This is a genomic window from Pseudoteredinibacter isoporae, from assembly GCF_011602085.1.
Taxonomy (GTDB): domain Bacteria; phylum Pseudomonadota; class Gammaproteobacteria; order Pseudomonadales; family Cellvibrionaceae; genus Pseudoteredinibacter; species Pseudoteredinibacter isoporae.
In genome coordinates, this window is the sequence record NZ_JAAONY010000004.1 from 70156 (window position 1) to 84554 (window position 14399).

A 14399-nucleotide genomic window follows, 5' to 3' on the forward strand; every position below is an offset into this window, starting at 1 on the left:
AAATTCTCTTCCAGGGCCGCTTTGGATTACAGATTGATGATGTCTAGCCCCAGGGATTTGGCAGAGGCTTCTCCCGCAGGAGGGCAGATCACCACAGTAGATGCCAATTCTGGGCGCAAATAGGTTTTGGCCACACGTTGCAGATCAGCAATGCTGACCTTCAAAATGCGCTGGCGGAAATCTTCGCGAACTTCCGGGCTACGGCCGTGCAGGCGGGCATGGAAATCCTGCTTGGCTTCTCCTGCTGGCGAGCTTGGTTTGTCCAAGGCGCTGATTACGCCCAGAACAGCTTCTTCCAGAGCCTGCTCATCATGTTCGGTGTTGGCCAACCATTCCAGCGCGCCGTCGAAATCCGTAAGAGTTTCTTCAAAGCGTGGATCACGATAGGAATAAAAACGGAAGGCCGCAATATTATTATCCTGACTGGCACCGCCGCCATAGGCGCCACCTTGTTCACGAATGGCCCGATGCAGGTAACCATTGCGCAGGAAGCCGCCGAGCACTGACAGTGCGGCCGCATCTTCGTGTCCGGAAGCAACCGTTGGGTATGCCTTGGCGCAGAAGTTGACCTGGGTGTTGGTAGTCCAGGCTTGCTGTAGGCGGCTGTTTTGTTTAGGCAGGCTTAACAGCTCTCCGCCCTGGCTTTGTGTGTTTGGCCACAGTTCGGCAAGGTTGTCGCTGAGTGTATCCAGCGATTCCTTATCACTGACCAGTAAGTACTGTTTGCTTGAGGCTAGCACCAGTTGATGAATGGCTTTCAGCTTGTCCGCAAATGCCTGTAGAGCCGTTTCGTTGGCAAAGCTTTCATCCAGGTCCTTAATGGCTTGAATACCGGCCAGGCCGGTCAAGCGATGCGTCAGTTGGGCACAGGGGCTGATGCCGGCACTGGCGGCGGTCATGGCGAGGCTGTGGCCGCTGCCAGTCACACTTTGCTGCATGCGAGCACGCGCATGAGCGACCAGTTCCTGTAAGCGCTGCAGTTCATCAAAGCGGACATTGTGCAAGGTATCCAGCATCAAATCGCACAGGGCTTTGTGATTGCGCGTCAGGGCTTTTGCCGACAGGCTGATGTAGGCATTGATTTCCTGGCTGTCATTTACGGTGCCGCGAACGCTGGAAAAGGCGGACATGGAACCAACGATTTGTGACTGCTTCATCTGGCTTTGCAAATAGTCCTGCTCACCAACACCCAGTTCAGTCAGCGCCATGCAGTAGTAGGGCAATAACGGAATCAGTTCATCACTGAGCTGGGGTGTTTTAATCACAATCTGTTGGTACACCAGCCCATTGGTGCCTGCAGCGTAGCGAGTATAGGGCAGCTCACCCAGGGCGCCGTTTTCCGGGTCGGGGTAATGGCTGCTTGCAGGCACATCGGCAATGCCAACTTTGGGCAGAATCGAAGCGTCGTCCACCTGGTTTTGGCGTTCCAGTAACGCCAGGCTTTGATCGATGATGGCCTGCTTTTCTTCTTCGTTCAGCCCAGCTTTGATCGCGGCCAGTTTTTGTTTTTCTTCGTCGAGTTGCTGCTGGGCCAGTTTGGGATCGGGCGCCATAGTTAGTGTGACGCGGTGTTGATTATCCAGCAGTAAACGGCGAGCCAGCTGTTGAACAAAATCCGCTTGCTGGGCTTTTTCACGCAGCTCAGCTAGCGCTGGTTCCAGATTCAATAGGGCTAAGACATCACCACGGTGCGTTGCGGCGGTTAGGCCGGTGAGAATCAGCTGTAAACCGTAGGGGTAGCTGTCGCCACCGATTTCCCGTTGTTGCAATTCCAGTTGATGCAATGACGCTTCAACTTGTTCCTGAGGCAATCCGTTCTCGGCAAGGTTTTCGATAACGCCCAGCACCAGATCTTCCAGTGCTTTATTCTGTTCCGGGTTACTGCCTTCGATACCGCAGCAAAAACTCAATTCAAATTGTGAGTCGTCCAAACCACAAAGCGGTGATGGGGAGCTTCCCAGTTCGGTGGTTTCCAATGCCTGTTGCAGCGGTGAGGCGCTATTGTCGAGTAGTAAACTGGAGAGCAGTTGGGCTTCCAGAGTCGCCGCCAGATCCGTGCTCTTGCCCAGCAACCAGCTCATCACGATATGGGTTTTATCGTTGGTGTCGGCGTCCTGATCATCCAGCGGATAATGTGCGTTGTACTGTTGTGGGTTGTCGTAACGCTGTTCGGCGGGAACCGAAATGGTTTTGTCCAGAGCCTGGAATTTACACAGCGCCTGATCTTCAAATTTTTCCTGCAACTCGTGCACAGGAATATCCCCGAAGGTCATAAAGATGGCGTTACTGGGGTGGTAGTGGCTCTGGTAAAATTCCTGTAATTGCTCATAACTGAGTTCGGTAATTTCGGCTGGGTCACCACCGGAGTTGTAATGGTAGGTGGTAGTGGGGTACAGCTTTTCACAGAGCTTGTGCCACAACTGAGAAGGAATGGAACTCATGGCACCTTTCATCTCGTTGTAAACCACACCTTTGTAGACCAGATCACTGGCCGGGTTTTCAGTGTCTTCAAATTCCAGACGGTGACCTTCCTGGGCAAAATCCAGTTTGTCCAGGCGTGAGAAAAACACCGCGTCCAGATACACGTCGAGGAGATTATCGAAATCCTTGCGGTTTTGGCTTGCAAAGGGGTAGGCCGTCCAGTCGGAGCTGGTGAAGGCGTTCATAAAGGTATTCAGGGAGCGGCGAATCATCATAAAGAAGGGATCGCGCACCGGATATTTTTCACTGCCGCAAAGGGCCGTGTGTTCCAGAATGTGGGCGACACCGGTTGAATCTTCAGGAACAGTTCGCAGCGCCACTAGGAACACATTTTCGCTGTTGTCAGCTTCGATATGAATGTGCTGGGCTCCGGTGACTTTGTGGCGGTACTCATGTACCACGATGTTCAGGGAATCCACCGCTTCACTGCGGATCATGTCAAAGCTTGGGTGTGGCAATTGGCTCATGCAAACCTCAATTATTCAGTGCCAGAAACTGGCGATATTCCGTCAAAACGACCATTTTAGCGGTTTTGAGCGGCCAGGGGGAGTAGGGCGTCTTTGAACAAGACGCCGGTAGATGTCGCTGCATCAACAGATTCAGCGAATAATGCCCGGACGGCTGATTACTCCTGAATCATACGCTGGATTTCAGGCCAGGCGACGGCCAACAATTGATCCTGTGCGCTGGCATTGGGGTGGATGCCATCTTCCTGCATCGCATCGGGTTTTACCGCAACGGATTCCAGAAAGGTTGGCACCAGGGTTATACCGTATTGTTCAGCCAATGCCGGGTAGGCCTCACTGAACATGCGTGTATAGCGCTTTCCGTAATTGGGGGGAATCTGCATGCCAATCAACAGAACGTCCGCACTCGCGCTTTGGCTTTGCTCGATAATGCCGGCCAAATTGGCTTTCATGCGGTTGACCGGGTAGCCGCGCAGACCGTCGTTACCGCCAAGCTCAACAATAACCCAGTCCGGTTGGTATTTCGCTAACAGGGCTTCCAGGCGGGCCAGACCGCCAGCGGTGGTTTCTCCGCTGATGCTGGCGTTCACCGTGCTGATATTTTGCGTAGCCAGGCGTTTATCCAGCAAGGCCACCCAGCCTTCCTCGGGTTTCATGCCGTAAGCGGCGCTGATGCTGTCACCAAGGACCATCAGGGTTCGTTTTCCTGAAGGGTCACTTTCAGCGTTTACCGCGACGCTGCTGAACAACAGAACCAGGATCAGATATACATTGTGGGCTAATTTCATCTTGTCTCGCATGCTTGGCAATTAATCGAATTTGTATCAACAGGCCCTAGGCAGAGTCCCCGTATTCTAGAATTATGTACCTATACTCGCCAGTGTCCCTGGGTAAAGTAGTGTGAACAGCCTTGCCTGGGGTTCATCTGCTGCCAGAATACAACTGAGTAATTGTTAATCATAAGAGACATAAAGAGAAATAGTTCATGCTAAAGGTCACTGAGCTCGGCAAAGTCGTCAATACCGCCGCGGGCGATTTAGAAATCCTTCAGGAAATTTCCTTTCAATTGGCCAAGGGCGAGAGTCTGGCCATTGTCGGTGCTTCAGGTTCGGGTAAATCAACCCTGTTGGGCATCTTGGCAGGTTTGGATACCGCCAGCCACGGTGATGTTGAACTGGCCGGTCAGAGTTTAAAATCCCTCGATGAGGAGGGGCGTGCGGCTTTGCGTGCTGAATGTGTTGGTTTTGTTTTTCAGTCCTTCCAGTTATTACCTGGCTTAACCGCTTTGGAAAATGTGATGCTGCCTCTGGAGCTGCATGGTCATCAGGATGCTCGTCAACGCGCTGAAAAATTCCTGCAACGTGTCGGCCTGGATCATCGTCTTGAACATTACCCCAAGCAGCTATCGGGTGGTGAGCAGCAGCGCGTTGCTATTGCCCGGGCGTTTGCCAACGAGCCGACCATTTTATTTGCCGATGAACCCACCGGTAACCTCGATGCCAAAACCGGCGCTACCATTATTGAATTGTTGTTTGAACTCAATAAAGAACAAGGCACCACATTGGTGTTGGTGACTCACGAAGAACGACTGGCAGCACGTTGCCAGCGTCGCATTACTTTGGAAGCTGGTCGTTTGGAGCACACCGTTGCCGGTGCGGAGGCTGCACCATGCTGAGTTTGAAACTGCTGTGGCGCAATTGGCGCAGCGGGGAGCTGCGTTTATTGGCTGCCGCCTTGCTGCTGGCTGTTGCCGTGGTCAGCGCGATTGCGATTTTTACGCAGCGCCTCGAAGGCGCCTTGATCAAACAAAGTAATACCTTTTTGGGTGCAGACCGTGTGGTACGCTCTTCCCGCAGTTTGCCCGTAGAGTGGTATGACAGCGCCGAAGAGGCGGGTTTAAAACAAGCTCAAACTCTCTTATTTAATTCCATGACCTTTGCCGGCGACGCCATGTATCTGGCGTCCATTAAAGCGGTAAGCGATGAGTATCCATTGCTGGGTGAATTGGAAATCAGCGAAGAGGCATTTAATCACCGCAGTACGACACTGGAGCGAATTCAGTCGGGTCCTCCGCGCGGAGAAGTGTGGGTAGACTCGAGGTTATTGCCGCTGCTGGATATTGAATTGGGCGAGCGCCTGTTTGTGGGCGAGTCCGAATTCCTGGCCAGTAAAGTATTGGTGCGTGAGCCGGACCGAGGCGACAGTTTAAGTCTCCTGGGTGCGCGCCTGATGATGCACATTGATGATGTGCCCGCGACCGAAGTGATTCAACCGGGCAGCCGTATTCGCCACAATTGGCTGTTGTCCGGAGAAGAAACACAGCTCGTAAGTTTTTTGGACAATCTGAAAAAAGAGTTCAGCCCTCACGAGCGTATTATGGATTTGCAAGCGTCCCAGAGAGGCTTGTCGAGTACCCTTGATCGAGGCAAACAGTTTTTGGGGTTGGCGGCAATGATTGGCTTATTGCTCGCGGGCTTGGCAATTGCCATTGCGGCCCAGCAGTTTGCTCGCCGTCACACCGATCAGGTCGCTCTGTTAAAAAGTTTGGGCGCCGGCGCGAATCATATTCGCAGCCTGTACGCCAAGCAGTTATTTTTACTGGCGGTATTGGCCTCGCTTGGTGGTTTGGCACTGGGTGAAGTGTTGCAAAGAGCTATTGCCTCTATTGTCAGCTCCATGTATCCACTGGACTTGGCTTTTGCGGGCGTATGGCCATACAGCCTGGGCTTGTTAACTGGTTTACTGTGTCTGTTGTGTTTTGCTTTGCCGCCACTTTGGCAATTGCCCACTGTGCCCCCCATTCGTGTGTTGCGCCGTGATATTCATGTTGCGACGGTATCCGGTTTCTGGCAAGCCGCATTGGGTATCGCTGCGGTCTTCATTCTGGTTGCCGTGTACAGCCAAAATCTGGTGCTGACCGCAGTTGTGATGGTCGGCTTTTTTGCCTTGCTGGCACTGGCGGCCGGTATTGCTTTATTGATGCTGAAACTGGGACGTGCCTGGGGCAGTCGCAGCGGCAGCAGTTGGCGTTTGGCCTGGGCCAGCTTGTTGCGTCATCGCGGTCAAACCGTAGCGCAGATTCTGGTGTTCGCTACGGCGATTATGTTGCTGCTGGTCATATTTGTGGTGCGTACCAGTCTGATTGAAGAGTGGCGATACAAGCTCCCTGAAGATGCGCCAAACCACTTTTTGGTGAATATTGCCCAACATGAAGTGGATACGGTTCGGGATTTGTTTGCCGAAGAAAATCTGGAGTTGCAAGGTTTGTATCCCATGGTCCGGGCGCGTCTGACCGAGATTAATAACAGCAAACCTGATGAAGCACTTAAAAAAGAAGTTGGAGTCCTGAATCGCGAGGCGAATCTCAGTTGGACACCGGATCTGCCAGAAGATAATCGTTTACTGGAGGGTAAATGGTGGCCAGATATGAATCTGCAGGGGCAAACTCCATATGTTTCCGTTGAGCAGGAAATTGCCCAGCGATTGAATTTGAAACTGGGCGACAAACTGGGATTCAGCGTTGGCGGTCTGAATCTGGAGGCGGAAGTCAGTAGTATTCGTTCTCTGGATTGGGACAGCATGCGACCCAATTTCTACTTCCTGTTTTCGCCCGGAACTCTGGACAGTTATTCGCCCACGTATTTGAGCAGCGTATACATTCCTTCTGAGAAGAAACCTCTGATTAATGAGTTGTTGCGTGAGTCGCCTACCATTCTCGTGGTTGAACTGGATCTGGTGATTGAACAGATTCAAAACCTCACCGCTCAGGTCAGTGATGGTGTGGAACTGGTTCTGGTTCTGGTGCTCTTCGCCGGTGTGATGGTTTTGCTCGCCGCTGTTAACGCCAGTATGGATTATCGTTTGCAGGAGGCCGGTATTCTACGCGCACTGGGCAGCAGCCGTCAGCGCATTCTGGGCAGTACCGCCTTGGAGTTTATATGCTTGGGGGCACTGGCCGGGTTGCTGGCGGTGATCGGGGCTGAGCTGCTCCTATTGGGTATGCAGCAATGGGTGTTGGAAACCCCGCTGCAGGCTCACCCCCTCTTGTGGCTGGCTGGCCCCATTATAGGCGCTGCTATTGTGTGTGCCATGGGGCTTTGGGCGAGCCGCCGGGTTGTCACCGTGCCGCCCCTTCAAGTTTTGAGAGAATTGGCATAAAGCTGGCCAATTCTGTCAGCGTTTTTTCCCGTCTTGGCAATTTTTTGCCTGGTCGCACCAAAAAGCCCGTGAAAGCGGGCTTTTTAGTAAGTCCTGTTTTGCCCGCGATTGATATACTTAATTCGTCATACAATTCTTGCTAAGCTACTGACAACTGCTGACAGGGCAGTGATGAACAATAGCCTTTCTTTTTTAAAGCAAAGCAATGCCGCTGAGCGAACACACAAGGAAATGTCGATGATTAAACTCTATGGTTTTGGCCCTTCATTCGGAATGCCCGATCCATCGTCTTTTGTTCTGAAGGTGAATTGTTACATGCGCATGGCCGGTATCGATTTTGAAACCGTTAATGGCCAGGAATATTTGCGTAAGGCCCCGAAAGGCAAGCTGCCTTATATCGAATGGGATGGCCGTGTGATTCCGGATTCCCAGGAAATTTTCAATGCCTTTGACGAAAAATACGATCGCCCATTGGAAAAAGACCTCAACCCGGAACAACAGGCACAATCCTACCTGATGATTAAATCCCTGGATGAAAACCTGTACTGGTGTCTGGTGCATTCGCGTTGGATACGAGAGGACGGTTGGGAAGTTACCAATAAAGCACTGTTTTCTTCCTTACCCGGGCCGCTGAAGCTCTTTGTGCCGGCATTGGTTCGTCGCGGAGTGGCCAAAAACCTGAAGCACCACGGTATGGGTTTACACAGTGATGACGAGATTCTTGCGATTGCCAAGCAATCTATTGATGCCTTGGCCGTATTACTGGGCGATAAACCGTATTTCTTTGGTGACAAGCCGAGTAATCTGGATGCCACTGTGTTTGCGTTGATTGTTCAGTTGACTCATTCGGAAAATGATATTGCAATATCGCCCTTTGCTAAGGCCCATCAAAACCTGGTGGACTACTGTGAACGAATCGCCAAGGCCTATTACCCTGAAGAGTTTAATCTTCAGGGTTAATCGGTTTTGTGGAAACCACTTTTATGATGGAATTCTCGTAAGTGAGTATTGAACTCGAATTTATTGCCAGGGTTCGCTCGCCCTATCTTGAAAAGTTTGGAATTCCACGGCAGCCCGGTTTAGCGCCGGGACTGCATTCCCGCATAGAGCTGCTTGGGCCTTATGCCCAGGCCGATTGTTTGCAGGGCCTGAACCAGTGCAGCCATATCTGGCTGCAATTTATTTTTCATCACAGCCAGGACACGCCTTGGCGTCCCAAGGTTCGACCGCCCCGTTTGGGTGGGAATCGAAGTATGGGGGTGTTTGCGACGCGCTCACCGGTGCGTCCAAATCCGATCGGCTTGTCGGCAGCAAAAATTGAACGCATTGATTTTGAAAACGCCGCGATTGAGGTTTCCGGTTTGGACCTGTTGGACGGCACGCCGATTGTCGATATCAAGCCCTATGTGCCGTATGTGGATGCCAAGGGTGATGCCGTAAACCAATTTGCGGAAGAAGCACCGCTAACCCTTGAGGTTGTTTTTGACGAGGTAGTCGAGGCGTTTTGCGTAGATTGGGATGCAGAGCAACAAGCGGCAAACAAATTATCTGAAATGATTCGCCAGATTCTTGCCCAGGATCCGCGCCCGGCCTACCAGAAAGGCAAAAGCGGTTCACGAGAATATGGCATGAGCTTAAAGCCCGTGCTCAGCGGATCTGCATTAAACATCCGTTGGGTCTATGAAACAACGGATGCGGGTACGGAAGTGTTGCGAGTTATTACTGTCAGTTCCCTCAATAAATGAGTTGCTGACTGCCTGGACTCTACGGTTACTGTCTCGACATAACAGAGAGGTAGGACCATTGTTGCCAACTGCCGATGGCATAAAACACTCCAAAGGCGGTGCAGATCAGGGAACTCCATATCCAGAAGGCACCTCGAAATTCGTCTTGCAGCACTGCCAGCAGCAAGACTGACAATCCCCGCAGCAGATAAATCGAAGTAATGACGACAAGTCCGGTACGCAGCAGCGGTAAGGGTGGAAATTTTCCCGCGGCCGATAATGCGTAAAGGCACCAACTTAATAACACGGCAGCAATACCCAGAGTGATTAAGGTAGGTTGCAGTTCGCCGCGTTCGGCCATTTGAGCCATCCCTTCTCCAGCACCGAAGAAACGATACCAGTCCGGCCCCCCGAAAATAATAGCAATGTGTAATAGAGCCGCAATTGCGCTGAGTGTGGCAGCGATAAGCAAGTAGGGATTGGCAGGCAAAGCGTGTGTCATGATTTATCCTTTTGAATCAACGCTGTAGTTCTTAGCCTAACGTTTTTTGAAAGAATTTTCCCCAATTTTGTCAGCAATGCTGTACAGAGTGAATATTCCTACTAGAATAAGTGGGACAGTTTTTTGGCCACAGAGGTAGCAGGGCTTAATGAACAAATAGAATTTATGAAGAATAAAAAGCCCCCGCTCAACCTTATCGCACTGCTGTTTTGTGTGTTTTTTGCTCAATTGGCCGTTGCGAATTGCGATCATTTCCTGTCGAATCAACGCGCGCTCGAAAGCAAAGCCCCCCAATCTTCTGAACCGACTCCTTATCAGCCAGCGGTGATTGCACCTTCCTGCAATAATGATCAGTTACGCGGGCGCTGGCGTGGTATAGCCGGTATGTTGATTCCGCCGAACCAAATAGAACAAGCCGCCGAGGCCTATCGAGACAAACTCTCCTGGTATGAACTACCCGGTTATTGGAGCCTGGAGAGTCTGGGCATCAGCAACGACGACCCCCAAGCCTATATCACTCTCTGGACTGAAGTCGCCTTGTTGGGTGATTTGGCCAGTGGTGAGCGTCTGGCACTGTGGCCGGGGCGTTTTCAATCAGCGCTTCGAATGTATGTCGACAATGGCCGAGGTGAGATCGTAAAAACCTACGATAATCTGTCCGTATTTGTCCCAGAGTCCAAGCAGATTATTGAGCAGTTACCCACCGAGCGAGTGAAAGGGCGACTGCTGGATGGCGCCTATACTCAGTTACCTAAATTGTATCCCGGTGCCCGAGTTATTGTTCAGCTTTACAATGAAGATTACCGCACGGGTGGAGCTTCGCAGCCGCCACTTCTGGGCAATGCTGATCAGTTGTACCGCAGCATGATGCAACGCTGGTCCTGGCATATTCTGTTTTTGGGAGCTTGCCTTTTGGTCGCTATTTATTCCGCATCCCAGGCTTTGTTCAGTAAACGCCGCAGGCCTTTGTACATCTTTTCGGTGATTATGTCTCTGGGCGCCGGCATTCGTCTGCTGGTCACCGGCAGTCTGTTGGCTTACTTTATTCCGGGATTAACGGTGGTGAGTCATTTCTATTTCACCTGGATCAGCTTTCTGGGCTTGTTAGCCATTTTTATCTATGGGCAGCCCTATGTATTGCCGGACCTGTTTGAGCACCGTGTGAAATTGAAGAAGCTGATTTACCTGCTCGCGATTTTGCCGCTGCTTATCCTGGCCTGTATTCCATTTCTGGGCCTGCATGAGTTTTTGCTTTTAGGGCATGGCTTGCGCTTATTGTATATTGCTGTTGCCATGGCTTATGTGGTGTTTCTGCTGTATCAGGCGTTTCGTTTTCCGTTCAAGCAATGGCTGACCTTCGTGGGCATTGTGATGATTTTAATCAGCGGTACCTCAGATGCGCTTTATTATCGCCGTAATACCGATCCGTACATTGAACTCTTTGCGATTGCCGTATTTATGTTTATTGCTGTTCAGGTGATGTACGTAAGTTGGGGGTATATGCGCCTGTTGATTCGTGAGCGGGGGTTGAGTCTTCGCTTGCAGGAATTAAATGAAAATCTGGAGCAACAGGTGAAATCCCGTACCCAAGATCTTCAGGAAGCTAACCAGCGTTTAGCCTTGGCAGCAACTACAGATGCACTCACTGGCTTGCCTAATCGACGAGCTTTTGATGAACAGGTTGAACAGGAATTGCAACGGGCGCAGCGCTATGGCAGTGAATTTTGCCTGGCGATTGTTGATGCCGATTGGTTTAAAAGTGTGAACGATCGCTTTGGCCATGATTTCGGTGATCTTGTTCTTCAGCAAATGGGCGTGTTCTTCATTCAACGTCTGCGCAGCACGGACTTTGTGGCGCGTATTGGTGGTGAAGAGTTTGCTGTTTTGTTGCCCGCCAGCTCCATTGATGCGGCGGAACATTTAATGAATGAGTTGTGCCAAAGTTTCAAAACCATTCACTTCTCCGAACAAGCTGACTATCAGGTAAGTGTGAGTATCGGGCTGGCCCAATGGCGTTTTGATGAGAGCTTTACTGAACTCTATCAACGCGCAGATCGCGCCTTGTATCGTGCAAAGCAGGCAGGGCGGGGAAGGGTCTGCCTGGGCGAAGCGAGCGATGAACGTGATGAAACCGAGCCGGTTTAGGCTCTCAACCGTTTCGGTTTCCGGTTCTCCAGATAACTCAGGCTGAATACGACCGCAAACATACTTAGACTCAACAAGCCGGCATAAAAACACAAACCCAAAGCCCAGCCCCATTCTGTCTTTAAAAACAGCAGGGCGATAATCAGTGAGCCCGAACCTGTGGCCCATAGCGCATGTTTTTTTCGTTCGGTCAGCTTCCTCGCAAAAAGCAGCTTCCAGTGTCGGGTCTTGGCGAAGGCGAGCGCGAAAAAACCGATCAGGCAAAGAATAAACGCATAAACACTAAACACAGAATTGATGTCCTTTATTACACGGTTTGGCCAGTTTGCAGGGCGCGCTGATTGGCGGAAGAAGGGGCTAGTGATTTTCGCTTGAGAAAATAACTCACCACAGTCGAGAGCCCTACAAGACCGAGGAATACCCAATCGCTGATAACAAATAGTGGATCGCTCTCTAATGACGTTTGACCGAGCCCGCGTTCGACACTGACATAATTCACCAGAGGCACTGCCAACAGACAAATGGCCAGGCTCAAACAGAGCTTATGCCACATGGCTTTGTGAGCGTACATGCCCGCCATTGCAAAAGTGGCCAACCAGCTTAAAAACAGGCAGTGGACTTCCCAATCCGCACGGTCTTCCAAGGTAATGGGCAGCAATCGATTCGCTAACATAAAACCGCATATCGCAATGGGCAAACCCACAATAGTCCCGCCATTCAGAATGTCGAGTAGTGTTTGTTGGCGGCTGGGCGCTTGCTTTTCGCGTCGACGTTTTTGTGCGTAATAGATAGCGCCCGTTGCAACCATTATGCAACCCAGCAGACCAGATAAAATGTACAACAGGCGCAAGCCTGGTCCAGCAAACAAGCCTTCATGAAGATTGATAAAGGTGTTTCTTACCTCCAGAGCATTGCTTTCCTTTTGCTGATTTTCCAACTGTGCCGTTACGGCATTGAACTGGAGGCTCTGTTGTTCCTGGATTGGGCCGCTCAAATGGCTGCGAACAAAGGCCTTGGCATGACGATCGCCGGGATGACGGATTTCAATAAAGCGAACCTTATTATCGGAGCCAAACTGCGCTGTGATATTGTTGGCCAGTTGATGCATATCGATAAGCTCGGCGGATTCGCCGCTGGCTTCTATACGAGGTGTGCCACGCAGCTCATTGAGGTCTTTGCGCAGACTTTTGACATCGAAGTCATACGCACCCACTCCAATGAAGGGCATCCAAGTGGTGATTGCAAAAATTAATCCGCTGTAGGTGATCATTAATTGGAAAGGCAGTGAGGCAATGCTGGTGACATTGTGCATATCCAGCCAGGCGGCTTTGCCTTTTTGTGGGCGGAAGCTGAAAAAGTCCTTGAACAGTTTTCGGTGTGCAACTACGCCAGTGAGCAGGGCAATGAACATGGCCAGGGTAAAGATGCTGGTTAACCTGAAACCCCAGCCGCTGGGCAAATAATGCAGTCGGTAGTGCATTCGATAAAGGGTTTGTCCACCGGCGGTGTCCCGATGCTCCAACTCTTCACCGTTGTGTTGGTCAATCAACGCTCGACCATTGCTTTTATCCGAGTCTCTCGGATAATGCCATGAAACTCTGAGCTGGGGGTTATCCCGATGATTGGCCGGGGAAATAAACCAGCGTTCGGCATCCGGTGCTTTATTCTGTAGAAAAGCAACGGCCTGGCTTAAATCCTGTCCGAGGTTTTGTTCTTGTGCTGGCTTCATTTCCGGTTTCATCCACTGATCCAGCTCGGTATCAAGGTAGCCCAGGGTTCCGGTGACAAACATAAAGTACAGCAACCAGCAAAATACCAGGCCCGCCCAGGTGTGCAGCCATGTCATGGAATGTCGAAAGTCTTTTTTCATCGTTTTATCGAGTCTTATAAAAGCCAGGCCAGGCAGGCACACACAACCGTAACGGCACTCAGTTGTAACCACAGTTTTTTCTGGGAACGAACGCTGAATACCCAGAGGATAATAAGACTGTAGATCAGAAAACCACTTAACGAGGCATAAAGCGCAGCTTCAGACAAGGCCAGACCTGCCGCAACATGCAAAAGCTTGGCGAAGACAACGCTAATCGCATTGCTGGCCACATAGCCCAGCAAAATAGCGGCAAACAGGCGCAATAACACCTGGCCATTATAGGATCGGAAATAATTCAGAAATCGTGTCATCAGGTATCGGCCCATTGACGTAATAAATTGGCGTGGCTTTTTGTGATGCGATCAAAGGCATCGGTCTTGCCGTGTTGGTTCATAATGTCTTTGCGAGCAGTATCCAGATCGTAAAGTATTTCCCGTTGGCTGGCATGGCGCACATAGCTTTCGATCCAGGTCAGAGCAACACGCCGCACCCCTTGGCTTACCGGTGTAACTTCATGCAGGGTTGTGCTGGGATAGACAATTGCATCACCGGCCGACAGTTTAAATTCCAGGCTCTGGTTTTGATAGTCCATTCGCAGCTCTCCACCCTGATATTGCGCCGGGTCACTCAGGAAAATCGTGCAGGATAAATCACTGCGAGCAATGGCTTCCTGGCCCATTAATGCGTCATCAATATGAGGTCCGTAGTGGCCGCCTTCACAGCTTTCACTGACCATAAAGGGCTGAATGTACTTGGGGTAGCTTGAAGCAGTGAACTGCTGTTGCTGACTCAGTGCCACCGTAAGACAGTGATCCAGTTCTGCCTGCTGCTCTTCACTGCCAAGCCATTGGCGATTTTGCTTTACCGTCTTTGCGTGCCAGCCGGCGGTGTTTTGTCCGTCTTCAAACTGGCCGCTGTCAATGAGTCCATTGATGGCTTGCAGTTGCTCGGCATTCAACAGTTTCGGAACGGTAATGATCATAAACGTGCTTTCACATCGGTTCTTAAAAATACATATACATAAAACACAAACAACGCGACCTGCCCGCAGG

The 14399-nt window shown here is 51.0% G+C and carries 12 protein-coding genes; 5 read left to right on the top strand and 7 right to left on the bottom strand.

Annotation, left to right across the window (positions count from 1 at the left end; genetic code table 11):
• Positions 1-26: 26 nt before the first annotated feature.
• Positions 27-2948 carry an insulinase family protein gene (locus G8768_RS19125; RefSeq protein WP_166843417.1) on the bottom strand — a complete coding sequence of 974 codons (2922 nt, stop codon included), beginning with the start codon at positions 2946-2948 and terminating at the stop codon, positions 27-29.
• 158 nt (positions 2949-3106) lie between these two features.
• The gene (locus tag G8768_RS19130) at positions 3107-3736 is read right to left on the bottom strand and encodes an arylesterase (RefSeq protein WP_208020278.1); all 630 of its coding nucleotides are present in this window, start codon (positions 3734-3736) and stop codon (positions 3107-3109) included.
• Positions 3737-3933: 197 nt separating this feature from the next.
• On the opposite strand from G8768_RS19130, the gene G8768_RS19135 reads away from it, so the two are divergent.
• The 4 genes from G8768_RS19135 to tsaA all read left to right on the top strand — a co-directional run bounded on the left by G8768_RS19135 (position 3934) and on the right by tsaA (position 8851).
• The gene (locus G8768_RS19135; RefSeq protein ID WP_166843415.1) at positions 3934-4623 is read left to right on the top strand and encodes an ABC transporter ATP-binding protein; all 690 of its coding nucleotides are present in this window, start codon (positions 3934-3936) and stop codon (positions 4621-4623) included.
• Positions 4617-7106, top strand: coding sequence for an ABC transporter permease (locus G8768_RS19140; RefSeq protein WP_166843414.1), 2490 nt, complete (start codon positions 4617-4619; stop codon positions 7104-7106). Before G8768_RS19135 ends, G8768_RS19140 begins: the two co-directional genes overlap by 7 nt.
• Before the next feature lie 237 nt (positions 7107-7343).
• Positions 7344-8066: a glutathione S-transferase C-terminal domain-containing protein gene (locus G8768_RS19145; protein ID WP_166843413.1), complete on the top strand. Its 723-nt coding sequence runs from the start codon at positions 7344-7346 to the stop codon at positions 8064-8066.
• Between the two features lie 41 nt (positions 8067-8107).
• Positions 8108-8851: a tRNA (N6-threonylcarbamoyladenosine(37)-N6)-methyltransferase TrmO gene (gene tsaA, locus G8768_RS21195; protein WP_166843412.1), complete on the top strand. Its 744-nt coding sequence runs from the start codon at positions 8108-8110 to the stop codon at positions 8849-8851.
• A gap of 25 nt (positions 8852-8876) precedes the next feature.
• Here tsaA and G8768_RS19155 read toward each other — a convergent pair whose 3' ends face one another.
• Positions 8877-9332 (bottom strand): hypothetical protein, encoded by a 456-nt coding sequence (locus G8768_RS19155; RefSeq protein WP_166843411.1) that lies wholly within the window; start codon positions 9330-9332, stop codon positions 8877-8879.
• A gap of 165 nt (positions 9333-9497) precedes the next feature.
• Here G8768_RS19155 and G8768_RS19160 point away from each other — a divergent pair, with 165 nt between their 5' ends.
• The gene (locus G8768_RS19160; protein WP_166843410.1) at positions 9498-11477 is read left to right on the top strand and encodes a GGDEF domain-containing protein; all 1980 of its coding nucleotides are present in this window, start codon (positions 9498-9500) and stop codon (positions 11475-11477) included.
• Here G8768_RS19160 and G8768_RS19165 read toward each other — a convergent pair.
• Genes G8768_RS19165 through G8768_RS19180 form a run of 4 tightly spaced genes read right to left on the bottom strand, consistent with a single transcriptional unit; the run spans position 11474 to position 14329 of the window.
• On the bottom strand, positions 11474-11767 hold the full coding sequence (locus G8768_RS19165; RefSeq protein ID WP_166843409.1) for a DUF3325 family protein: 294 nt from the start codon (positions 11765-11767) through the stop codon (positions 11474-11476). The genes G8768_RS19160 and G8768_RS19165 overlap by 4 nt on opposite strands.
• A gap of 17 nt (positions 11768-11784) precedes the next feature.
• On the bottom strand, positions 11785-13347 hold the full coding sequence (locus tag G8768_RS19170; RefSeq protein ID WP_166843408.1) for a PepSY-associated TM helix domain-containing protein: 1563 nt from the start codon (positions 13345-13347) through the stop codon (positions 11785-11787).
• Between the two features lie 14 nt (positions 13348-13361).
• Positions 13362-13658 (bottom strand): hypothetical protein, encoded by a 297-nt coding sequence (locus tag G8768_RS19175; protein WP_166843407.1) that lies wholly within the window; start codon positions 13656-13658, stop codon positions 13362-13364.
• On the bottom strand, positions 13658-14329 hold the full coding sequence (locus G8768_RS19180) for a Fe2+-dependent dioxygenase (RefSeq protein WP_166843406.1): 672 nt from the start codon (positions 14327-14329) through the stop codon (positions 13658-13660). Before G8768_RS19180 ends, G8768_RS19175 begins: the two co-directional genes overlap by 1 nt.
• Positions 14330-14399: the final 70 nt, after the last annotated feature.

What these genes read in the sequence shown, in the direction of transcription:
- G8768_RS19125 (WP_166843417.1), bottom strand. Translation starts at nt 2,948, where the DNA reads ATGAGCCAATTGCCACACCCAAGCTTTGACATGATCCGCAGTGAAGCG.
- G8768_RS19160 (WP_166843410.1), top strand. Translation starts at nt 9,498, where the DNA reads ATGAAGAATAAAAAGCCCCCGCTCAACCTTATCGCACTGCTGTTTTGT.
- G8768_RS19170 (WP_166843408.1), bottom strand. Translation starts at nt 13,347, where the DNA reads ATGAAAAAAGACTTTCGACATTCCATGACATGGCTGCACACCTGGGCG.
- G8768_RS19155 (WP_166843411.1), bottom strand. Translation starts at nt 9,332, where the DNA reads ATGACACACGCTTTGCCTGCCAATCCCTACTTGCTTATCGCTGCCACA.
- G8768_RS19140 (WP_166843414.1), top strand. Translation starts at nt 4,617, where the DNA reads ATGCTGAGTTTGAAACTGCTGTGGCGCAATTGGCGCAGCGGGGAGCTG.
- G8768_RS19180 (WP_166843406.1), bottom strand. Translation starts at nt 14,329, where the DNA reads ATGATCATTACCGTTCCGAAACTGTTGAATGCCGAGCAACTGCAAGCC.
- G8768_RS19175 (WP_166843407.1), bottom strand. Translation starts at nt 13,658, where the DNA reads ATGACACGATTTCTGAATTATTTCCGATCCTATAATGGCCAGGTGTTA.
- G8768_RS19135 (WP_166843415.1), top strand. Translation starts at nt 3,934, where the DNA reads ATGCTAAAGGTCACTGAGCTCGGCAAAGTCGTCAATACCGCCGCGGGC.
- G8768_RS19145 (WP_166843413.1), top strand. Translation starts at nt 7,344, where the DNA reads ATGATTAAACTCTATGGTTTTGGCCCTTCATTCGGAATGCCCGATCCA.
- G8768_RS19130 (WP_208020278.1), bottom strand. Translation starts at nt 3,736, where the DNA reads ATGAAATTAGCCCACAATGTATATCTGATCCTGGTTCTGTTGTTCAGC.